Below are 19,177 nucleotides of genomic sequence, written 5' to 3'. Positions count from 1 at the left end.
GAGCGGGCCGCCTTTTCTGAACGGATCCCATGGCCACATCATTCTCACGTCTGCCGGACGACAGGCTCGCGCCATACGCCCGGGCCTACGACGATGCGAACAGGAAGAAGCGTGTCCAGGCCATTCTCTTTTTGGGCATCGTCGCCGGCCTGACGCTCCTCTCGGGTGCGGTCGCCGAGGTCGACCTCTTCAAGCTGTTCGGGAATCTCGGCAATTTCTTCAGCTATTTCGACCGCATCCTCACCTTCGACAGCGGGCCGATGGTGGGCCGCCGGGTCTGGACGGATCCGTCCGAGTGGCTCTGGGGCCTCGGCAAGTGGCTGAGCCTTCTCGGCGACACGATCCTGATCGCCTATCTCGGGACGATGCTGGGAGCCATCGGGGCATTCCTGCTCTGCTTCTCCGCCTCGACCAACCTGATGCCGAACGCCTGGCTGCGGGGCCTTGTGAAGCGCGTCTTCGAGTTCTGCCGCACGGTCCCCGAGATCGTCTTCGCGCTCATCTTCATCATTGCTTTCGGGCTTGGCCCGGTGCCGGGCGTTCTCGCGATCGCCATTCACACGATGGGAGCGCTCGGCAAGCTCTTCGCCGAGGTCGTCGAGAACATCGACATGAAGCCGGTCGAGGGGTGCACGGCGACGGGCGCGGGCTTCAGCGACACGATCCGCTTCGCAGTCGTCCCGCAGGTTCTGTCGAACTTCGCGAGCTACACGCTCCTGCGGTTCGAGATCAATGTCCGCGGCGCATCGGTGATGGGCTTCGTCGGAGCGGGCGGAATCGGCCAGGACCTGATCGAGGCGATCCGGAAATTCTATTATGCCGACGTTTCCGCGCTCCTTCTCCTGATCATCCTGACCGTCGTGCTGATCGACCTGGGCACCGAGCGCCTGCGCCATGCCCTCATCAGCCGGGAGGAACGGCCATGAATCGATCCCCGAAGCTCGCGGTGCAGGACCTGCACGCCCTGAAGTCGCGGCACGCGGCCGTCTTCGCGCCCTCATGGGCGACACGGTCGGCGACGATCGCGACGGTTGCGGTTCTGGCCGGTCTCTTCGTCTTCGGCTTCTGGCGCCTGGACTTCTCGTTTACCAAGCTGGTGTCCGGCATCGGACAGCTGGGCGTCCTGATCTGGCTCATGATCCCGCCCGATCCGGGCAGCTGGGCGCGCTTCGTCACATTCCTGGGCGCTCTCGCGGAGACGGTCGCCATCGCCTTCCTCGGAACGCTGCTCGCGGCACTGATCGCCTTCCCGATCGGTTTCGTGGCGGCGCGGAACACCACGGTCAACCGCATCGTCCGCTTCGCGTCGCGTCGGGTTCTCGACGGCATCCGCGGCATCGACACGCTGATCTGGGCGCTGCTGTGGATCAACGTGGTCGGGCTCGGCCCCTTCGCCGGAGTGCTCGCCATCATGACGGCCGATATCGGCACCTTCGGCAAGCTCTTCTCGGAGGCGATCGAGGCGGCCGACAGGAAGCCGGTCGAGGGGATCGTCTCGACAGGCGGCGCGCGGCTGCACCAGATCCGGTTCGGAGTGCTGCCGCAGGTCCTGCCGGTGATTGCCGGGCAGGTTCTCTATTTCTTCGAGTCGAACACCCGGTCGAGCACGATCATCGGTATCGTCGGCGCCGGGGGCATCGGCCTCCACCTCGCGGAGCAGATCCGCACGCTCGAATGGCAGGCGGTGTCGTTCCTCGTGATCATGATCCTGATCACGGTCGCGGTGATCGACGCGGTTTCGGTGCGGCTGCGTTCGGCCATCATCGGCCGGCCGCAGCGCGCTGCCGCATGACGCAAGTCAGGGCTCTATGACGAGGTCGACCCTGTCGGCCGCGAAGAGGGAGCGGGTCGCCTGGATCCGCTGACCGCGCTGGTTCACGTTGACGCTGTCGATCACGAGCACCACGCGCCCGACGGCGAGATCGAGATGGGCCGCCTCGTCGGCGGTCGCGGTCCGGGCGGAAATGCGCGTCGAGAGCCGGGAGTAGTCGGACACCGCGTGCCGCGCATAGGCCCGGGTCAGCGAGCCCGTCCGTCGGTAGGTCTCGTCGAGACCGGCGAAGCGCGGAAGCGGCAGCCAGGTCCGCGCCACCGAGATCGGGACCTCGTCCGCCCGATGGAGGGTAACGAGTTGCAGAACCGGTGCGCCGATCTTCACGCCGAGAGCCTCGGCGACCTCCGGGTTCGCCTCGGCCTCGGCCGAGTGGATCAGTTCGCCCCGGGCCTCGCGCCCGACGCGGGCCATGGCCTCCGAGAACCGGGTCTTGGGGCCGATGGGATAATGGAGGGGCTTGGCTTCCACGAAGGTGCCGCCGCCCTGCGTCGCACGCACGAGACCACGCTCGGACAGGGCCGCCACGGCCCGACGCACCGTGTGGCGGTTGACGCCGAAGCGCTCCGCGAACTGCGTCTCGCTCGGCAGCTTTTCGCCCGGCCCGTAGCGGCCCTCCGCAATGGCTGCCTCGATGCTGTCGGCGATCTGCCGCCATGCCGTCAGACCGGCGCCGCGACGAAGCGGCTGAGGGTCCTGAAGGGGTCTGCCCGTCATAAAAGCTTCATGCCTCCATGTTGTATATACGTCTATACAACTAGACGAGATCTCTGCCAATGAGGATCGCACCCATGGCTCCTTCCCAATCCGCTTCTCCACCGCCCGAGCTCCCGCGCGACCCCATGGTCGCGCGCCGGCAGGCCGTCATGGCCCTCTGCGCCGACGGAACCCTAGACGATCTCGAGGCGGTGATGGACGCCCTCGCCTACGAAGGAGCCGTGGAGGATCTCCGCCGTCCGGAAACGGGACTCGTCATGGTCCGCGGCCGGATGGGCGGCGACGGCAATCCGTTCAATTTCGGCGAGGCGACCGTCACCCGCGCGGCCGTTCGGCTTCAGAGCGGAGAGACCGGCTTCGCCTACCAACTGGGGCGCGACGTGAAGAAAGCCCGGCTCGCCGCGATCCTCGACGCCCTGGTGCAGAACCCGCGATATGGCCGCGAGGTCGAGCGCGCCATGGACCCTCTTCGCACCCGCTTGGCCGGGGAACGCAGCACGCGCGAACGCCGGACCGCGGCCACGCGGGTCAACTTCTTCACGATGGTCCGGGGAGAAGACCAATGACAGCGCTCGCGCACGGTTTCGGCGATCCGGTGACCGATGCTCAGCAGGTGTTTCATGCGGCCATGAACGCCCTCGCGCGGCCAGGTCGTCCTCAGCCCCTGACGAGCGGCCTCGAGCCGCCCCGGCCGATGACGCCGGAACTGGCCGCCATCGCCCTTGCTCTTGCGGATCATGAAGCCCCGATCTGGCTCGACCCCGCGCTCGCGGCCGCTTCGGGTGCCGCCGATTTCCTACGCTTCCATACCGGTGCGGCCGTGGTGGCGGATCCCGGCCGAGCGGCCTTCGCGCTCATCGCCGATCCCGGAATGCCGCTGCCCGTCGAGCAGTTCGCGCTCGGCACGGCCGAGTTCCCGGACCGGTCCACGACCCTCGTCATCGCCGTGGAGGATCTCTCCGACACGAACGGCTGGGTCTTGCGCGGACCTGGAATCGCGGACCGCCAGAGCCTGCTGGCGGCGCCGTGGCCCCATGCCCTCGCCGACATCGTCCGGCTCAACAGCGCCGTCTTCCCCCGCGGGTTGGACGTGCTGCTCGCCGCGCCCGGGCGGATCGTCGGCCTGCCGCGCTCCACGCGCTTCGTCGAGGAGATCTGACCATGTATGTAGCCGTCAAAGGTGGCGAGGCCGCCATCGACAATGCGCACCGGCTCCTCGCCCATGAGCGGCGTGGCGATCCGTCGGTGCCCGAACTGTCCGTGACGCAGGTTTCCGAGCAGCTCGGCCTGCTCGTCGACCGCGTGATGACGGAAGGATCGCTCTACGACCGGGCTCTTGCGGCGCTCGCCCTCAAGCAGGCACGGGGCGATCTGATCGAGGCGGTGTTCCTCGTCCGCGCCTTCCGGACGACGCTCCCCCGCTTCGGTTACTCGCAGCCCGTCGACACGGCCCGCATGGAGATCCGCCGCCGGATCTCCGCCACCTACAAGGACCTGCCGGGCGGGCAGGTGCTGGGCCCGACTTTCGATTACACCCACCGCCTGCTCGATTTCATGCTGGAGGCGAACGGCGAGCCACCGCAGCCGCCGGCGGAAGCCGATGCCGGTGCGGCGGAAGGCGACATGCCGCGCGTGACGGACCTTCTCGATGCGGAGGGGCTGATCGAGCCTTCGAGCGCGTCGGATTGCGACACGGTCGGCGACCTCACGCGGGAACCCCTGACCTTCCCGGCGGATCGCGACCTGCGCCTGCAGGCGCTGGCGCGGGGCGACGAAGGCTTCATCCTGGCCCTCGGCTACTCGACCCAGCGCGGCTATGGCCGCACGCATCCGTTCGTCAGCGAGGTTCGGGTCGGCGAGGTGGCGGTCGAACTCGTGCCGGAGGAGATCGGTTTCGCGGTTCCGCTCGGTCGCCTGACCGTGACGGAGTGCCAGATGGTCAATCAGTTCAAGGGCAGCGCCGCCACGCCGCCGCAGTTCACACGCGGCTACGGCCTCGTCTTCGGCCAGAGCGAGCGCAAGGCCATGGCCATGTCCCTGGTCGACCGCAGCCTGCGGGCCCGCGAACTCGGGGAGGATGCGGTCGCTCCCGCGCAGGACGAGGAGTTCGTGCTCTCCCATGCCGACAACCTTCAGGCGACGGGCTTCGTCGAGCACCTGAAACTGCCCCATTACGTCGATTTCCAGGCGGAACTCGATCTCGTGCGCCGCATGCGCGCCGAGCATGAGGCCAATCATCCCTATCCTCTGTCGGAGGCCGCAGAATGACCGCGCAATCGGCAACGCATACCGCCCCGGAGACCGGCTACAACTTCGCCTATCTGGACGAACAGACCAAGCGCATGATCCGCCGGGCAATCCTGAAGGCCATTGCGGTTCCGGGATACCAGGTGCCCTTCGCGTCGCGCGAGATGCCCATGCCCTACGGCTGGGGAACGGGCGGCGTGCAGGTGACTGCGTCGATCCTCGGCCCGGACGACGTGCTCAAGGTGATCGACCAGGGTTCGGACGACACCACGAATGCGGTGTCGATCCGGAAGTTCTTCAAGCGCACCGCTGGCGTCAGAACCACAACCCGCACGGGGGAGGCGACCGTCATCCAGACCCGCCACCGCATCCCGGAGCAGCCGCTGGGCGAGGGGCAGGTGATCGTCTACCAGGTGCCGATCCCGGAGCCCCTGCGCTTCCTCGAGCCGCGCGAAACCGAAACGCGCAAGCTCCACGCGCTCGCGGAATACGGCCTCATGCACGTGAAGCTGTACGAGGACATCGCGCGGCATGGCCATATCGCCACGACCTACGCCTATCCGGTCGAGGTTGCCGGGCGCTACATCATGGACCCGTCGCCGACACCGAAATTCGACAATCCGAAGATGCACATGATGGCTGGGCTGCAGCTCTTCGGCGCCGGCCGGGAGAAGCGCATCTATGCCATCCCGCCTTATACGCAGGTGCGAAGTCTCGATTTCGAGGATCATCCGTTCCGCATCCAGACATTCAGCCACCCCTGCGCCCTCTGCGCGGCCGAAGGGGTCTATCTCGACGAGGTCGTCATGGACGATCGCGGCGGGCGGATGTTCGTCTGCTCCGATACCGATTCCTGCGAGGAGCGGCGCGAACAGGGCCACCGGGGGGCCATGCTGGCCGACACCCCCGCAGCCCTCAAGGGGGAGAGCTCCCATGTCTGATACACCGCTGCTTTCCGTCTCGGGGCTGACCAAGCACTTCGGCCACCGGATCGGCTGCGCCGACGTTTCCTTCGACCTGTACGAAGGCGAGGTGCTCGCCATCGTGGGCGAATCCGGCTCCGGCAAGTCCACGCTCCTCAACCTTCTCGCGACGGAGCTGTCGCCGACCCGAGGCGGCATTCGCTACCGCATGCGTGACGGTGCCATGAGAGACCTTCTCGCGATGAGCGAGGCCGAGCGGCGCTTTCTTCTCAGAACCGACTGGGGTTTCGTCCGGCAGGACGCGACGCACGGGTTGCGGATGAACGTCTCCGCAGGCGGCAACGTGGGCGAGCGTCTCATGGCGGTCGGCCAGCGTCACTACGGGCGGATCCGCGGCACCGCCTTCGACTGGCTCGAACGCGTCGAGATCGAGACGGACCGGATCGACGATACGCCGAAGGCATTCTCCGGCGGGATGCGCCAGCGCCTTCAGATCGCCCGCAACCTCGTCACCCATCCTCGGCTCGTGTTCATGGACGAGCCGACCTCCGGCCTCGACGCCTCCGTCCAGGCCCGCCTGCTCGACCTCATCCGCAACCTCGTCAGCGAACTGGGCCTGGCGGTGATCATCGTGACCCACGATCTCGCCGTGGCAAGGCTGCTGTCGCACCGGGTGATGGTGATGAAAAGCGGCCGCGTGATCGAGACGGGACTTACCGACCAGGTCCTCGACGATCCGCGCGAGCTCTACACCCAGCTCCTCGTTTCCTCCGTTCTGGTGGTCTGAACATGCCCCCGCACCTCACGCTCGAACGCGTCTCGAAATCCTTCACCCTGCACCTTCATGGCGGCGCCATGCTGGAGGTCGTGTCCGACGTCAGCCTCTCGGCCGGTCCCGGCGAGTGCGTCGTTCTCGGCGGGCCCTCAGGTGCAGGGAAATCGTCTCTCCTGAAGATCATCTACGGCAACTATCGCTGCGATTCCGGCCGCGTCCTGGTGCAGGACGGCAGCGAGACGGTGGACGTGGCGGCCGCCGAACCCCGCCGCATCCTCGCCCTTCGTCGGTCGGTCATGGGCTATGTCAGCCAGTTCCTGCGCGTCATTCCGCGCGTCGGCGCTCTCGACATCGTGGCCGGTGCCGGCCGGCAGGGCGGGCTCGATGCCGAAACAGCCGCGCAGCGGGCCAAGGAACTGCTCACGGTGCTGAACGTGCCGGAGCGGCTCTGGGGGCTTCCTCCGGCGACGTTCTCGGGCGGCGAGCAGCAGCGGATCAACATTGCGCGCGGGTTGATCGCGGATCGGTCGCTCCTTCTTCTCGACGAACCTACCGCATCGCTCGACGCCCGGAACCGGGCCGTGGTCATCGATCTGATCGAGAACAAGAAGCGCAGCGGCACCGCGATCGTCGGCATCTTTCACGACGACGAGGTTCGCGAGGCTCTCGCCACCACTGTCGTCGATGTGACGCAGTTTGCCGCTAAGGCTGCCTGAGTGAATTTGGGGGACAAGGACATGGATCCGGTCACGGTCATCGAAAACGCCGAGATCGTGCTGCCCGAGCGCATCATGCGGGGGTGGCTTGCGGTCGCCGATGGGCAGATTGAGGAGATCGGGGAGGGAAAGGCGCCGGAGCGCGGCATCGACCTCGACGGCGACTATCTCATTCCGGGCCTTATCGAGTTGCATACGGACCATCTGGAGAGCCACTACGCACCGCGTCCCAAGGTGCGCTGGCACCCGCTCGGAGCCGTGCTCGCCTACGACGCCCAGATCGCCTCGTCGGGAATCACGACGGTGTTCGACAGCCTGCGTGCCGGCGTCGACGTGGATGGCGGCGGGCTCGGTGCGGAACTCGTCGAGCTCGCGGAGGCCATCGACGAGGCACGGCGGCATCGCCTGTTCCGCTGCGACCACCTTACCCATCTGCGGTGCGAAATTCCGTCCCCCGACGTGGTCGAGACGGTCGAGAACTTCGTCGCGCGCTATCCCGTCGGTCTCATGTCGCTCATGGACCATACGCCGGGTCAGCGCCAGTTCCGGGATATCGGCAAGTACTTCAATTATTACGGCGGGAAGACCGGCAAGACCGCCGACGAGATCAATGTGGCGGTCGCGGAGAAGCAGCGCGTGAACGGCGAGCGCGCCGCGGTCAACCGCCCGGCGCTCGTGGGGCTGGCGCAGCAACGCGGCATCCCGCTGGCGAGCCACGACGACACGACTCTCGACGAGGTCGACCAGTCGATCAAGGAGGGCGTCGTCCTGGCCGAATTCCCGACGACCGTCGAGGCCGCCAAGGCGAGCCATCGCCAGGGCATCACCGTCATGATGGGAGCGCCGAACCTCATCAGAGGCGGCTCTCATTCCGGAAACGTCGCGGCCGAGACGCTCGCACAGGAGGGTGTCCTCGACATCCTGTCGTCCGACTATGTGCCGGCGAGCCTGCTGATGGCGGCATTCGAACTTCCACGGCGCATCCGGTCGATCTCCCTGCCGGAGGCTATCCGGACCGTGACCAGGAACCCGGCCCAGGCCACGGGCCTGAAGGATCGCGGCGAGATCGGCGCCGGAAAACGGGCCGACCTCGTCCGGGTGCGCGTGACCGGCGAAACGCCCGTCGTTCGCCAGGTCTGGCGCTCGGGAAACAGGATCGTCTGAAAATGACGGGCGGGTTCGTTTTCGTCGTCGGGCCGAGCGGAGCCGGGAAGGATACCCTGCTTGCGCTCGCCCAGGCCGAGCTGTCGGGCGACAACCGCTTCCTTTTCCCGCGCCGGCTGGTGACGCGCTCGTCATCGGCCTGGGAAGAGCATGACACGATCACCGAGGAGGAGTTCGAAGCCGGGCAGGCTGAGGGACGCTTCACCCTGTCGTGGAAGGCGCACGGACACGGCTACGCGCTTCCCGGATCCTGTCTTCAGGCGGTCCGGGTCGGCTGTCTCGTCGTATGCAACATCTCGCGGACGCTCGTGGACGATGCGCGTCGGCGCCTTCCGAACGTCGCCGTCGTGGAGGTCACCGCACCTCGCGCTGTTCTCGCGGAAAGGCTCGCGAAGCGGAACAGAACCGACGATGCCAACCTGGAGGCCCGATTGGCACGTTCGAGCGAGGTCGGACCTGTCCAAGCCGATCTGACCGTCGTCAACGACCGGAGCCCGGAAGTGGGAGCGGGCCAGTTGATCGCGTTCCTCCGCAGCCGGGCAATGTCCTCGAGCGCCCCGTACGAGGCCCGATCGGGCCTCGTGAGTTGAGGGACAGCGGCAGCGGAATGAGCGGCGCGGAACCACCGGTGCAGCCATCCGGACGGACCGCCTCCGCAATGTCGGGGCTGTCCGCTCCCGTCTTGGAGACACTGGCGCACGTCGCAAAGGAGCTGACCGTCGCCGACGGTCCATGGTGGCTGATCGGCGGTGCCGCCGCAGGGCTGCATGGGGCGGAGGACGGCGCGATTGCCGATATCGATATCATCATGAGCCCGCGCGACGCGCGAAAAGTCCTCGCGTGCCTGAAGGTCGTGCCGGAGCAGGATGGGGGGACCGATCTGTTCCGGTCGGAAATCTTTGGGCGCTGGAGCGATCCGCCGCTGACGGTCGATCTCATGGGCGGCATGGAGGTTCTCGCGGCCGGGGGCTGGCGGCGTGTAGAACCGGCGACCCGCGAGGCGAGCCGTGTAGGCGGACAACTCGTCTACACGCCCTCGCGCGCGGAACTGATCGACATTCTGCGATTGTTCGGACGTCCGAAGGATCTGGCCAGGGCAAGGAGACTCTCCGAGGCGGGCTGACCCTGTGTCGGCAAGGGCGGCGTGTCTGTCCCCTGCGACAATCGTGCACCGCACAATCCCGGCCCTGCAGCGTTGGGCTCTGGCACAACGGAGATGCAGGATGATGAGCCGTCCTTTGCCGCCCTCATGGAGCCGCAGGCGCACGCGATACGATCCGCCGGGCATAGAAGAAGCCGTTGCGGCAGCCCAAGGACTGACCGACGACATCGACAGTCAGGTCGAGATCGCCGCGCAGTTGATGGGCTTTTCGGAGGATGAGGTCAGGCCGTCCGTCATCGAAGCGTCTGCTCGATCCCGTATGCACCTCATGGCGCCAGCGCCAATCCCGGCCACGTCGAAAAGGACCGTTACGATCGTACGAAGAAGTCCTCGCCTGCCGTCCACGAGGGACGCGGAACGCCGCCGCTGACGATCCGGCCCGTCCCGCGGCAGGTGTGAAGACAATCATAAAAAGCACAACGGAAACACCAGGAAGGCTCTCACTCAGGAGCCGCAACATGATCCTCGTTCCCCTTCTCAATCTAGCCTTCCGCTCGCTCACGACCGCCTTCGGGCGCTTCCGTCCCGGACCGTCGTGGCGCGACCGGATACGGGGCCGCCTGAGGCAGCTCCGGCACGACCTCATGCCCACGGATGCGGAGCGCGACAGCCGGTACCTCGACGAGGCTTGTGACCTGTACGACCTGGAACATCGGATCCGGGAGCTGGACCGGCCCAGGCAGCCCGCGCCCCATCCCTTCCACCCGCTCGGGGACAGACGACGCGGCTGCCCGTGAAGGGCATGGGTGGCCTCGGTCACAGGTCCGTCGCTCTCCCGCAGGATACGGCTGACCATGTCTTGGGCAGGTGCGGGCGCTCCGGCCTGTTCCATGCCGGTGCTGCATTGCTGTATCGGCGGAGTCTCATGTTGCACCGCAGCAACCAAGGCCGCGTTGAAGCGTTCAGAAGTCTTCCAGCCGGGTCAGACGATCCGGCTGGCCCTGCCGCCCCAATGACCGACCCCCAACAAAGCACGCGGCAGCATGGAGGCAAAACATGACTGTTCTCGATCCCGCCGGTTTGTCCTGCGGCGCTCCTGCCGGCTATCCGCGGGCAATGCGTCATGATGCTGCCGTGAGGAACAAGGCTGCCCGCCCAAGACGGATTTCGCTGGCGCTGCAGGGCGGCGGCGCATTCGGTGCCTTCACCTGGGGCGTTCTCGACCGGCTTCTCGAAGCGAAGGTTCCGCTCGACAGCGTGAGCGGGGCCAGTGCCGGCGCGATGAACGCCGTGCTGCTTGCCTCGGGGCTGGCGCAGGGCGGCGAGGACGGAGCGCGGGCCGCTCTCGAGCGGTTCTGGCGACGGGTCAGCGAGGCAGGAGGGCGGAGCCGCCTGTTCTCGCCGCTTCTGTCGCAGGTCGCCTCGCAGCTCTCGCCCTATCAGTTCAATCCCTTCGACCTGAATCCCTTGCGCGACATTCTCACCAGCGAGGTCGACATCGAGGCCGTGCGCGCCGGGGCGCATGTGCGGCTGCTGCTTGGAGCGACACGGGTCCGTGACGGAGCGCTGCGCATCTTTCGCAACAAGGACCTCACCTACGACGTCGTGCTCGCCTCCGCGTGCCTGCCGCAGCTCCATCAAGCGGTGTCCATCGACGGCGAGCCGCACTGGGACGGCGGCTATGCGGCCAATCCCCCGTTGATGCCGGTCGTGACCGCCACACGGGCATCGGACCTGATGGTCGTGCAGATCATTCCGGCCCATCATGCGGAACTGCCGACCACCTCACCGGAAATTCAGAAGCGTCTGAGCCAGATCACCTTCAACAGCTCGCTGCAGCGGGACATGGATGCCCTGTCGCTGATGACCCAGCTCTGCCAGGAGGGGGACATGCAGAACTCGCGCCTCGGTCGCAAGCTCCGGCGCCTGACGCTGCATCGGCTTGTCGCGGAGGATCATGTGGGCGGGTTGAGCCAGTTCAGCTTTCTGAACACCGAATGGGCGCATCTTCAGCGGCTCCGGGATCACGGCCGGGCGGCCGTGGAGACCTGGCTTGCGGGCCGGTCGGTGCCGACCGGCCCGCAAGCGTGAGGCGGACCACGGCAGACATGCCGTGGCTAGTTCATGGCCCTGTTCGGGTCTCGCCCATTGCGCGACGAGGGTGCGCTTACCGCGCCTTCACGGCCGTATCCGGGAAGTCGCTGAACAGGCCGTCGACGCCGAGTGCATAGAACGCCTTGTACTCCGCCGCAGGGTCGCCCTCGAACGACGCGGCCAGGCGCTTCGGCTCGTTGCGGAATGTCCACGTGTAGACCATCAGGCCCGCCGCATGGGCGTCCTTGACGATGCTCGTCGGCGCGGCGACCACCCGATCCCGCTCGTCCATCGCGCCGTCGCCGTTGAGGTCGTCCGGCTTGCCGTCGTTGTTCTGATCGACCTGCTTGGTCGGGAGGATATACGGCTTCCAGGGGGCAAGGATGTCGGCGTAGGTCTTGACCTCGGCCAAGCCTTCCTTGGTGATCAGGTCCTTGTAGGTGCGCTTGTCGCCGACCACGACGAAGTCGTAGGGCTGCGCATAGGGCGCGCCGAGGACGATGTTGCCGTCCTTGTCCACGTCCTCCGCGTCGAGGAGCTGCGCCAGCTTCACGTTCGTCTTGGTGCGGAGATACTTGAGGTTCGCAACCTCGAAGCTCTGGATCACCACGGGGTGCGACTTCTCGGTCCAGCCGGCGGCCTTGAGGGTTTCCACGAGACGGTCTTCCAGGGGAAGGCCCAGCGCTGCATGGAATGTCGAGTGCTTCGTCTCCGGCGCGATTCCGACGGTGCGGCCACGGGCGCCGGATTCCGCCTTCACGAGATCGATCACCTCCTTGAGGGTCGGGATCTGGAACTGGCCGTTCTTGGACTGGTCGCGGTCGGACATGGCCTGTTTGGCGCGAAGCTGCTTAATTTCGGCCAGGGTGAAGTCGCCGGCAAACCAGTCGGTCGTGTCCACGCCGTCGACCTTGCGGGTCGTCTTGCGGGATGCGAATTCCGGCCGGCTGGCGACATCTGTGGTCCCGCTCAGCATCGGCTCGTGGCGAGCGATGAGAACGCCGTCCTTGGTGGAGACGAGATCGGGCTCAACGAAATCGGCTCCCATCTCGATCGCCATCTTGTAGGCTTCGAGCGTGTGCTCGGGGAGATAGCCGCTCGCGCCGCGATGCGCGACCACGAGCGTCGGCTCGCCCGTGAGCGTCCTCTCCTGGGCGATGGATGGCCCCGCCAGCGCCGACATGACGGCAGCAGCGGTCAGTATGGTTGTCTTTTTCATAACGTCCTCCTCCAACTGGAGATATTCGCACCCGATGCATTCCTCGGCAAAGCGAGATTGCAGCTTGTTCATGACAGGAGGATTGCGCCCTCCGACGGCCGCGCTGCGGTGCGGTGCACGTCCCGCTGACGATCCTAGGTACGGAGCGTCATTCGGAAACAAATCCACGCCATGGCGTTCTAGGACGAGCAAGCGGTGCGGAGAGCCTCATGGCGGTTGGAAGAGCTGAGCAGAAGCTGGACGGAAACATCGTGCAGGGTCTCGCGGCCGGAATTCTGGCAGGGCTTGCCGCATCGTATGCCATGAACGCATTCCAGTCGGCCATCAGTCGTCGGCAACGGTCCGAGCCTCAGCCGGAGCCGAGGAGGACACAGGGGTACAACGATGCCGACCCGGCTACGGCGAGGGCTGCGTCCATATTGTCCGAGAACGCCTTCCGCCACCGTCTCTCACCCCGTCAGAAGGACGTCGCCGGCCCGGTCGTGCATTATGCCGTCGGCGCAGCGCTCGGAGGCCTCTATGGCGTTGCGGCCGAGCTTGAGCCCCGGGTGACGACCGGTGCCGGTCTTCCTTTCGGAGCCGCTGTTGCAGCGGTGCTTGACGAGGGCATCGTCCCAGCCGCCGGCCTGTCGGGGCCGCCTTGGGAGTCCTCTGCCTCGACGCATCTCTACTCACTCGGATCGCACCTCGTCTTCGGTCTGACGGCGGAAGTCGTCCGACGCAGCGTGCGCAGTCTTTCGACCTGAGGCGGCTTCGGCTTCGGCGTCGGGCATCCGTGCCGGCTTCCCGATCCAACCCCCCAGAGGTTGTCACGATGCGCTGTGAGGCCTGCAGGAACCTTGGCGAGCATGGAATGTTGGTAAAGGTTTGTTGGTGATTGCCGCCGGGTTGACGGCCCATTGACGGGATTGTCGCGGCAGTCCTTATGCTTCGGCCTGATCGATCCTTGGCAGGACCATTGGGCTCACCGTGCCAAGGGAGGTCTGGATGGGTGCCGGCCAAAGTAGCGCAGCAACCCTGCCCGAGAGAGTTGCCATCACGCTCACCGTCAACGGCGAGACCCGGCGGCTGGAGGTTCTGCCCTGGACGGTCCTGCTGGATCTTCTGCGCGATCATCTCGGCCTGACGGGAACCAAGAAGGGCTGCGACCATGGGCAGTGCGGAGCCTGCACGGTTCTGATCGACGGCAAACGGATCAATTCCTGCATGGCGTTTGCCGTGATGAAGGACGGTTCGCACATCACGACCGTCGAGGGACTGGCCAGGAATGGGGCGCTGCACCCTCTGCAACAGGCTTTCATCGATCACGATGCCTTCCAGTGCGGCTACTGCACGCCCGGGCAGATCTGCTCCGGTGTTGCTCTCATCGAAGAGGGAAGGGCGCAGACGCGCGATGAAATCCGCGAGCTGATGAGCGGCAACATCTGCCGCTGCGGCGCCTACACGAACATCGTCGATGCCATCGAGCAGGTCATCGGATCCGATGCGGAGGCCGCGCGATGAATCGCTTCTCCTATGTGCGGGCGGGAAGCATCGAGGAGGCCGTGCGGGAAGCCGCGGCCGATCCTGCCGTCCGCTTCATTGCCGGCGGCACCAACCTCATCGACCTGATGAAGTACAATGTGGAGCGGCCTACCCGCCTCGTCGACATAACACGGCTGCCGCTGAACCGGATCGAAGAGACCGATGGCGGCGGCCTTCGTCTCGGCGCTCTCGTGACCAACGCCGAGGCCGCCTACGATCCCCGCATTCAGGATCGGTATCCGCTGCTCTCCAGTGCGCTCCTGGCCGGTGCCTCGCCCCAATTGCGCAACTCGGCCACAACCGGGGGCAATCTCCTGCAGCGCACCCGCTGCTATTATTTCTACGACCCCGGCACGCCCTGCAACAAACGGGAGCCCGGCACGGGCTGCCCGGCGGCCTTCGGGCGGAATCGAATTCACGCCATCCTGGGGACGAGCGAGCATTGCATCGCGACCCATCCGTCCGACATGGCCGTCGCCCTCGCCGCTCTGGAGGCTGTCGTTCACGTGGCAGGTCCCGAGGGCGAGCGGGAAATCCCTCTGTCCGAGTTTCACCGCCTGCCGGGCGACAGGCCTGAGATCGACACCACCCTCCGGCATGGGGAGATCATCACGGCCGTCGAGCTTCCGCCGGGAGGCTACGGACGCAACTACACCTATCTCAAGCTGAGAGACCGTCTCTCCTATGCCTTTGCGCTCGTTTCCGTTGCCGCCGCCCTCCGCATGGATGGCACAACTGTCGAGGAGGCGAGGCTCGCCCTCGGCGGCGTGGCCCACAAGCCGTGGCGCGATCCGGAAGCCGAGGCGATGCTGCGTGGGCATCCGGCCACCGCCGAGCGCTTTGCAGCCGTCGCGGATCACATCCTGAAGGATGCCAGAGGCTACGAGGACAATGCCTTCAAGATCGATCTCGCCAAGAGAGCGATCATCCGGGCGCTGACGCAAGCCGCCGCCGGAACACCTCAGTCTCAAGTCGACAAGCGGATCCAGTGAGGGCAAGCCCATGCAGCAGCCAACAGGTTACATCGGCACTCCTCAAAGCCGGGTCGACGGGCGCGCCAAGGTCACGGGCGAAGCGAAATACGCGGCGGAGTTCGATGCTCCGGATCTCGCATACGGCATCGTCGTCACAAGCGCGATCGCCAAGGGCCGCATCAAATCCGTCGACACGTCGGCGGCGCTCGCCGTGGCGGGTGTGCTCCAGGTCTTTACCCATGAGAACCGGGCCAAGACCGCATGGTTCGACCGCAACTTCCGCGACGAGACGGCTCCTCCCGGCTCGCCTTTCCGGCCGCTTTACGACGACCGGGTGATCTATAGCGCACAGCCCATCGCGCTCGTTGTCGCCGAGGAATTCGAGATTGCGGCCTATGCGGCCTCGCTCGTGCGGGTCGAGTATGAGACCGAGACCCATATGACGGATCTCGACGTCAAGCGCCACGAGGCCTATGTGCCGCCTCGCAAGCGTTCGAACGTGAAGCCGCCTCCGAGCCCGCGCGGCGATGCCGAGGGAGCTTTCGCGCAGGCGCCGCTCAAGGTCCACGCCGAGTACCGGGTCGCCATCGAGCACCACAATCCGATGGAGACCCATGCCTCGACGGTCGTTTACGAACAGGACGGGACGCTCACCATCCACGACAAGACCCAAGGAGCGCAGAACAGCCAGAGTTACGTGTCGAGCGTCTTCGGACTTTCCAGCAGCCAGGTGCGCGTCGTTACGCCTTTCGTCGGCGGCGCCTTCGGCTCCGGTCTGCGGCCGCAATACCAGCTTTTCCTCGCCGTCATGGCTGCGCTCGAACTCAAACGCTCGGTTCGTGTGGTTCTGACCCGCGACCAGATGTTCACCTTCGGCTACAGACCGCTGACGATCCAGACGATCTCGCTGGGAGCGAACCCGGACGGGAAGCTCGTATCCCTCATGCACGACGCCGTCCAGACGACCTCCACCTTCGAGGATTATCAGGAGGTTGTCGTGAACTGGTCGAACCTTCTCTACCACTGCGATAACGTCAAGCTGACCTACAAGCTGGCGCAGGTCGATACCTATACGCCCATCGACATGCGGGCGCCCGGAGCGGCTCTTGGAGTCACGGCCATCGAGACGGCGATGGACGAACTCGCCTACGCGACTGGGATCGATCCGATCGAGCTGCGCCTGCGGAACTATGCCGAGACGGACGAGGCCGACAACAAGAGCTTCACCAGCAAGGAGCTCAGAGCCTGTTATCAGCTGGGAGCGGAACGTTTCGGTTGGGCCAGGCGGAGCCCCGAGCCGCGCTCCATGCGCGACGGGCGCGAACTCGTTGGCTGGGGCATGGCCAGCGGGGTCTGGGAGGCCGTGATGCAGAAGACCGCTGCGCGTGCCGTTCTGACCCGGGACGGCAAGCTCGAGGTCGCCTCCGCCACCACCGACATCGGTACCGGCACCTACACGATCCTGACCCAGATCGCAGCCGAGACCCTCGGGCTTCGGATGGAGGACGTCACGACGAAGATCGGGGATTCCGACCTGCCGAAATCTCCCGTCGAGGGCGGATCCTGGACGGCCGCCTCCGCAGGCTCAGCCGTGCAGAAGGCCTGCCTCTCCGTGCGGGAGACGCTCTTCAAACATGCGCGGCAGATGGATGAGTCCCCGCTGGCAAACGCGAGCATCGAACAGGTGATGTTCGCCGATGGGCGCATTTGCCTGATGAACGATCCGAGTGCCGCCGTCACCTTCGCCGAGGCCATGCAGGCCAGCGGCGTCGACAAGGTCGAGGCGGAGGAGAACGCGAGCCCTGGCCTGCTGGCGAGCATGCGCTATTCCGGCTACTCGCATTCCGCGATCTTCGCCGAGGTCAAGGTGGACGAGGAACTCGGCATCATCCGGGTGACGCGGATCGTCAATGCGGTTGCGGCCGGGACCATCCTGAATCCCAAGACGGCGCGCAGTCAGATTCTGGGCGGCGTCGTGTTCGGGATCGGGATGGCGCTGGAGGAGGAATCCCTGCTCGACCACAATCTCGGCCGCTTCATGAACCACAATCTTGCCGAGTATCACGTGCCGGTGAACGCGGATGTATTCGACATCGACGTGATCTTCGTGCTGGAGCACGAGGACAAGCTCAATTCGCTGGGCGTCAAAGGCCTGGGCGAGATCGGCGTCGTCGGCACGGCCGCGGCCATCGGCAACGCCATCTATCACGCCACGGGCAAACGCATCCGCGAGTATCCCATCACCATCGACAAGCTGCTCGGGTAGCCTGAATCGCACGTACCGCGAAACCCACTCAGCTCTTTGGCGCGATGTTGATCTTGAACCACTTCTCGGACAGCTTCCTCACCGTGCCGTCCTTGATGGCGGCCTGGATCGCCTCGTCGAAGGACTTTTTCAGTTCGGTGTCCTCCTGGCGCAGGCCGACGCCGACGCCATCGCCCTGGACGCCGCCGCTGATGGCGGGGCCGACGAGCGCGTAGTCCTTGAACTCCGGCTTATCGAGCGTGCCGATGATCGCCGTGGCGTCGGCCAGAACCGCATCGATGCGGCCGGCAAGAAGGTCGAGGTCGTGCTGCTCGGTTGTCTTGTACTCACGGATCTCCGCCGTGCCCTTCAGGTACTTCTCGGCGAAATCCGGATGGGTCGTGGAGACCTGCACGCCGATGGTCTTGCCCTCCAGGAGCGGCTTGGTGGCCTCGATGGCCCTCTCGGCCTCGTCCTTCTGCTTGACGAGATCGTAAGCCTCGCCCGTGCCCGGCATCTGCGCCAGGGGCGAGCTCTTCGCCACGAGGTAGCCGTTGGGGGAGACGGCATAGGGACCGGCGAAGGCGATGACCTTCTTGCGTTCGTCGGTGATGCTCATGCCGGCCATGATGGCGTCGTACTTCTTGGCCTGCAGCGCCGGGATGATGCCGTCCCAGTCCTGGGCCACGATCTCGCACTTCACCTTCATGCGGCTGCAGAGCTCGTTGGCCAGATCGATGTCGAACCCTTCGAGCTTGCCGCCGGGGCCGGTGAAGTTCCACGGGGCATAGGCGCCCTCGGTGGCGATCCTGACGGTCTTTTCCTGGGCTGCGGCGGAGCCGGCTGCGAGGGCGGAGCCGACAAGGGCAAGGCTGACGATTCTGGCGAATTTCATGGCTGTTCCCCGGTTCGCGTGGGCCTCTGCAGCGAGGCAGCTCGTCATGCCGTTGCAGGAGGCAAGGCTCAGGGTGCGGCCAAAGCCGGATCGATGGCAAGATGCGGAAACGCTCTTTCTGCCGTAACGGCAGCCAGGCTCGGAGCAAGAAAAAAGGCTGCCGTTGCCAGCAGCCCGAAGTTTAGGGAGGAAACGCCCAAGAAGGGCAGCAGCACCACGACGCCAATCGTCATGCTGCACTGCAATAGATAGTTTATGCCTGAACCCTGTTCAAGGATAAAAGGGCAGCATCGCTGCCCAATTTTTCGGCGCCGTGCCGGCTCAGGCCTCAGCCGGCGGCGTGACGCCGAGGTCGCTCAGCTTGGCCCGCACATCCGTGACCGAGCGCTTGAGCTTGAGGCTGATGACCGAAACCGGAAACCCTTCCTTGGCGAGGGCAATGAGCGATTGGACGGCTTCGAAGGACCAGGTCGATGCGCTGGTGTCCATGATATTCTCCTCCGTTCGAACAACAGGCTGCAAAGGTTATCCGCAAGTGCGGCGAGATCATGGATGCGGCAAAAGCGATGCATCAATGCTTTGGGGAAGAAGCGGGGGAGACGTAAGTTCCTGTATCTCCTCGGTGTTGCCTGGCTAAATGAAAGGGTTTCTTTCTCTGTTTCTCCAACGGAGACGCGATTTCGGACATGCCCTTCCGACCTGCTGCTGTGTAGAAGTGCGGTGCGGCAACTTGCGCGGGCAAAACGTTAAC

The 19,177-nt window shown here is 65.6% G+C and carries 22 protein-coding genes; 17 read left to right on the top strand and 5 right to left on the bottom strand.

Features of this window, described 5'->3' with window-relative positions:
* Positions 1-29: 29 nt before the first annotated feature.
* Both phnE (LGR44_RS02165) and phnE (LGR44_RS02160) read left to right on the top strand, forming a co-directional pair.
* Positions 30-926, top strand: coding sequence for a phosphonate ABC transporter, permease protein PhnE (gene phnE / locus LGR44_RS02165; RefSeq protein WP_226736714.1), 897 nt, complete (start codon positions 30-32; stop codon positions 924-926).
* On the top strand, positions 923-1,792 hold the full coding sequence (phnE, locus tag LGR44_RS02160; RefSeq protein ID WP_226736712.1) for a phosphonate ABC transporter, permease protein PhnE: 870 nt from the start codon (positions 923-925) through the stop codon (positions 1,790-1,792). Before phnE (LGR44_RS02165) ends, phnE (LGR44_RS02160) begins: the two co-directional genes overlap by 4 nt.
* 6 nt (positions 1,793-1,798) lie before the next feature.
* On the opposite strand, the gene phnF is transcribed toward phnE (LGR44_RS02160), so the two are convergent.
* A complete protein-coding gene (gene phnF, locus LGR44_RS02155) occupies positions 1,799-2,548 on the bottom strand; it encodes a phosphonate metabolism transcriptional regulator PhnF (RefSeq protein ID WP_226736710.1) in 750 nt (249 codons plus the stop codon).
* Between the two features lie 74 nt (positions 2,549-2,622).
* Between phnF and phnG the strand changes: the two genes are divergently transcribed.
* The 11 genes from phnG (at position 2,623) to LGR44_RS02100 (ending at position 11,566) form a co-directional block, all read left to right on the top strand.
* A complete protein-coding gene (gene phnG, locus LGR44_RS02150; protein ID WP_226736708.1) occupies positions 2,623-3,114 on the top strand; it encodes a phosphonate C-P lyase system protein PhnG in 492 nt (163 codons plus the stop codon).
* Positions 3,111-3,707: a phosphonate C-P lyase system protein PhnH gene (gene phnH, locus LGR44_RS02145; RefSeq protein ID WP_226736705.1), complete on the top strand. Its 597-nt coding sequence runs from the start codon at positions 3,111-3,113 to the stop codon at positions 3,705-3,707. The genes phnG and phnH overlap by 4 nt, the downstream gene beginning before the upstream one ends.
* A gap of 2 nt (positions 3,708-3,709) precedes the next feature.
* Positions 3,710-4,816 (top strand): carbon-phosphorus lyase complex subunit PhnI, encoded by a 1,107-nt coding sequence (locus tag LGR44_RS02140; protein WP_226736703.1) that lies wholly within the window; start codon positions 3,710-3,712, stop codon positions 4,814-4,816.
* Complete coding sequence (locus tag LGR44_RS02135) at positions 4,813-5,736, top strand: alpha-D-ribose 1-methylphosphonate 5-phosphate C-P-lyase PhnJ (protein WP_226736701.1); 924 nt, start codon at positions 4,813-4,815, stop codon at positions 5,734-5,736. The genes LGR44_RS02140 and LGR44_RS02135 overlap by 4 nt, the downstream gene beginning before the upstream one ends.
* Positions 5,729-6,505 (top strand): phosphonate C-P lyase system protein PhnK, encoded by a 777-nt coding sequence (gene phnK, locus LGR44_RS02130; protein WP_226736699.1) that lies wholly within the window; start codon positions 5,729-5,731, stop codon positions 6,503-6,505. The genes LGR44_RS02135 and phnK overlap by 8 nt, the downstream gene beginning before the upstream one ends.
* A gap of 2 nt (positions 6,506-6,507) precedes the next feature.
* Positions 6,508-7,209: a phosphonate C-P lyase system protein PhnL gene (gene phnL / locus LGR44_RS02125; protein ID WP_226736697.1), complete on the top strand. Its 702-nt coding sequence runs from the start codon at positions 6,508-6,510 to the stop codon at positions 7,207-7,209.
* 21 nt (positions 7,210-7,230) lie between these two features.
* A complete protein-coding gene (locus LGR44_RS02120; protein WP_226736695.1) occupies positions 7,231-8,373 on the top strand; it encodes an alpha-D-ribose 1-methylphosphonate 5-triphosphate diphosphatase in 1,143 nt (380 codons plus the stop codon).
* Between the two features lie 2 nt (positions 8,374-8,375).
* Positions 8,376-8,963 carry a phosphonate metabolism protein/1,5-bisphosphokinase (PRPP-forming) PhnN gene (gene phnN, locus LGR44_RS02115; RefSeq protein ID WP_226736693.1) on the top strand — a complete coding sequence of 196 codons (588 nt, stop codon included), beginning with the start codon at positions 8,376-8,378 and terminating at the stop codon, positions 8,961-8,963.
* A gap of 68 nt (positions 8,964-9,031) precedes the next feature.
* Positions 9,032-9,496 carry a hypothetical protein gene (locus LGR44_RS02110; RefSeq protein WP_226736691.1) on the top strand — a complete coding sequence of 155 codons (465 nt, stop codon included), beginning with the start codon at positions 9,032-9,034 and terminating at the stop codon, positions 9,494-9,496.
* A 497-nt stretch (positions 9,497-9,993) separates the two neighbouring features.
* The gene (locus LGR44_RS02105) at positions 9,994-10,272 is read left to right on the top strand and encodes a DUF3563 family protein (RefSeq protein ID WP_226736689.1); all 279 of its coding nucleotides are present in this window, start codon (positions 9,994-9,996) and stop codon (positions 10,270-10,272) included.
* Positions 10,273-10,531: 259 nt separating this feature from the next.
* The gene (locus tag LGR44_RS02100) at positions 10,532-11,566 is read left to right on the top strand and encodes a patatin-like phospholipase family protein (RefSeq protein WP_226736686.1); all 1,035 of its coding nucleotides are present in this window, start codon (positions 10,532-10,534) and stop codon (positions 11,564-11,566) included.
* A gap of 76 nt (positions 11,567-11,642) precedes the next feature.
* Here the strand turns inward: LGR44_RS02100 and LGR44_RS02095 are convergent, their stop codons facing one another.
* Positions 11,643-12,788, bottom strand: coding sequence for a glycerophosphodiester phosphodiesterase (locus LGR44_RS02095; protein ID WP_226736684.1), 1,146 nt, complete (start codon positions 12,786-12,788; stop codon positions 11,643-11,645).
* Positions 12,789-12,997: 209 nt separating this feature from the next.
* On the opposite strand from LGR44_RS02095, the gene LGR44_RS02090 reads away from it, so the two are divergent.
* From LGR44_RS02090 to LGR44_RS02075, 4 genes are all read left to right on the top strand, one after another.
* Entirely contained in the window at positions 12,998-13,534 is a 537-nt protein-coding gene (locus tag LGR44_RS02090; RefSeq protein WP_226736682.1) for a DUF1440 domain-containing protein, read from the top strand.
* 241 nt (positions 13,535-13,775) lie between these two features.
* Positions 13,776-14,291 carry a (2Fe-2S)-binding protein gene (locus LGR44_RS02085; RefSeq protein WP_226736680.1) on the top strand — a complete coding sequence of 172 codons (516 nt, stop codon included), beginning with the start codon at positions 13,776-13,778 and terminating at the stop codon, positions 14,289-14,291.
* Positions 14,288-15,304, top strand: a complete 1,017-nt coding sequence (locus LGR44_RS02080; RefSeq protein WP_226736678.1) for an FAD binding domain-containing protein — start codon at positions 14,288-14,290, stop codon at positions 15,302-15,304. The genes LGR44_RS02085 and LGR44_RS02080 overlap by 4 nt, the downstream gene beginning before the upstream one ends.
* Positions 15,305-15,314: 10 nt before the next feature.
* Entirely contained in the window at positions 15,315-17,552 is a 2,238-nt protein-coding gene (locus tag LGR44_RS02075) for a xanthine dehydrogenase family protein molybdopterin-binding subunit (protein ID WP_226736676.1), read from the top strand.
* Positions 17,553-17,580: 28 nt separating this feature from the next.
* Here the strand turns inward: LGR44_RS02075 and LGR44_RS02070 are convergent, their stop codons facing one another.
* The 3 genes from LGR44_RS02070 to LGR44_RS02060 all read right to left on the bottom strand — a co-directional run bounded on the left by LGR44_RS02070 (position 17,581) and on the right by LGR44_RS02060 (position 18,915).
* On the bottom strand, positions 17,581-18,426 hold the full coding sequence (locus LGR44_RS02070; RefSeq protein ID WP_226736674.1) for a lysine/arginine/ornithine ABC transporter substrate-binding protein: 846 nt from the start codon (positions 18,424-18,426) through the stop codon (positions 17,581-17,583).
* 68 nt (positions 18,427-18,494) lie between these two features.
* The gene (locus LGR44_RS02065) at positions 18,495-18,659 is read right to left on the bottom strand and encodes a hypothetical protein (RefSeq protein WP_226736672.1); all 165 of its coding nucleotides are present in this window, start codon (positions 18,657-18,659) and stop codon (positions 18,495-18,497) included.
* 88 nt (positions 18,660-18,747) lie between these two features.
* Complete coding sequence (locus LGR44_RS02060; RefSeq protein WP_226736669.1) at positions 18,748-18,915, bottom strand: hypothetical protein; 168 nt, start codon at positions 18,913-18,915, stop codon at positions 18,748-18,750.
* Positions 18,916-19,177 lie beyond the last annotated feature (262 nt).

The organism is Microvirga lenta (assembly GCF_020532555.1).
GTDB lineage: Bacteria > Pseudomonadota > Alphaproteobacteria > Rhizobiales > Beijerinckiaceae > Microvirga > Microvirga lenta.
The sequence above is the reverse complement of the archived record's forward strand: the minus strand, read 5'-3'. Positions and strand labels throughout refer to the sequence as shown.

Bases quoted from the DNA above. Each gene is read 5' to 3' on its own strand.
- phnF (WP_226736710.1), bottom strand. From the start codon at position 2,548: ATGACGGGCAGACCCCTTCAGGACCCTCAGCCGCTTCGTCGCGGCGCC.
- LGR44_RS02100 (WP_226736686.1), top strand. From the start codon at position 10,532: ATGACTGTTCTCGATCCCGCCGGTTTGTCCTGCGGCGCTCCTGCCGGC.
- phnE (WP_226736712.1), top strand. From the start codon at position 923: ATGAATCGATCCCCGAAGCTCGCGGTGCAGGACCTGCACGCCCTGAAG.
- LGR44_RS02065 (WP_226736672.1), bottom strand. From the start codon at position 18,659: ATGACGATTGGCGTCGTGGTGCTGCTGCCCTTCTTGGGCGTTTCCTCC.
- LGR44_RS02105 (WP_226736689.1), top strand. From the start codon at position 9,994: ATGATCCTCGTTCCCCTTCTCAATCTAGCCTTCCGCTCGCTCACGACC.
- LGR44_RS02120 (WP_226736695.1), top strand. From the start codon at position 7,231: ATGGATCCGGTCACGGTCATCGAAAACGCCGAGATCGTGCTGCCCGAG.
- LGR44_RS02080 (WP_226736678.1), top strand. From the start codon at position 14,288: ATGAATCGCTTCTCCTATGTGCGGGCGGGAAGCATCGAGGAGGCCGTG.
- phnH (WP_226736705.1), top strand. From the start codon at position 3,111: ATGACAGCGCTCGCGCACGGTTTCGGCGATCCGGTGACCGATGCTCAG.
- LGR44_RS02140 (WP_226736703.1), top strand. From the start codon at position 3,710: ATGTATGTAGCCGTCAAAGGTGGCGAGGCCGCCATCGACAATGCGCAC.
- LGR44_RS02070 (WP_226736674.1), bottom strand. From the start codon at position 18,426: ATGAAATTCGCCAGAATCGTCAGCCTTGCCCTTGTCGGCTCCGCCCTC.
- phnL (WP_226736697.1), top strand. From the start codon at position 6,508: ATGCCCCCGCACCTCACGCTCGAACGCGTCTCGAAATCCTTCACCCTG.
- LGR44_RS02075 (WP_226736676.1), top strand. From the start codon at position 15,315: ATGCAGCAGCCAACAGGTTACATCGGCACTCCTCAAAGCCGGGTCGAC.
- LGR44_RS02095 (WP_226736684.1), bottom strand. From the start codon at position 12,788: ATGAAAAAGACAACCATACTGACCGCTGCTGCCGTCATGTCGGCGCTG.
- LGR44_RS02110 (WP_226736691.1), top strand. From the start codon at position 9,032: ATGTCGGGGCTGTCCGCTCCCGTCTTGGAGACACTGGCGCACGTCGCA.
- LGR44_RS02060 (WP_226736669.1), bottom strand. From the start codon at position 18,915: ATGGACACCAGCGCATCGACCTGGTCCTTCGAAGCCGTCCAATCGCTC.
- phnN (WP_226736693.1), top strand. From the start codon at position 8,376: ATGACGGGCGGGTTCGTTTTCGTCGTCGGGCCGAGCGGAGCCGGGAAG.
- LGR44_RS02085 (WP_226736680.1), top strand. From the start codon at position 13,776: ATGGGTGCCGGCCAAAGTAGCGCAGCAACCCTGCCCGAGAGAGTTGCC.
- phnK (WP_226736699.1), top strand. From the start codon at position 5,729: ATGTCTGATACACCGCTGCTTTCCGTCTCGGGGCTGACCAAGCACTTC.
- LGR44_RS02090 (WP_226736682.1), top strand. From the start codon at position 12,998: ATGGCGGTTGGAAGAGCTGAGCAGAAGCTGGACGGAAACATCGTGCAG.
- LGR44_RS02135 (WP_226736701.1), top strand. From the start codon at position 4,813: ATGACCGCGCAATCGGCAACGCATACCGCCCCGGAGACCGGCTACAAC.
- phnE (WP_226736714.1), top strand. From the start codon at position 30: ATGGCCACATCATTCTCACGTCTGCCGGACGACAGGCTCGCGCCATAC.
- phnG (WP_226736708.1), top strand. From the start codon at position 2,623: ATGGCTCCTTCCCAATCCGCTTCTCCACCGCCCGAGCTCCCGCGCGAC.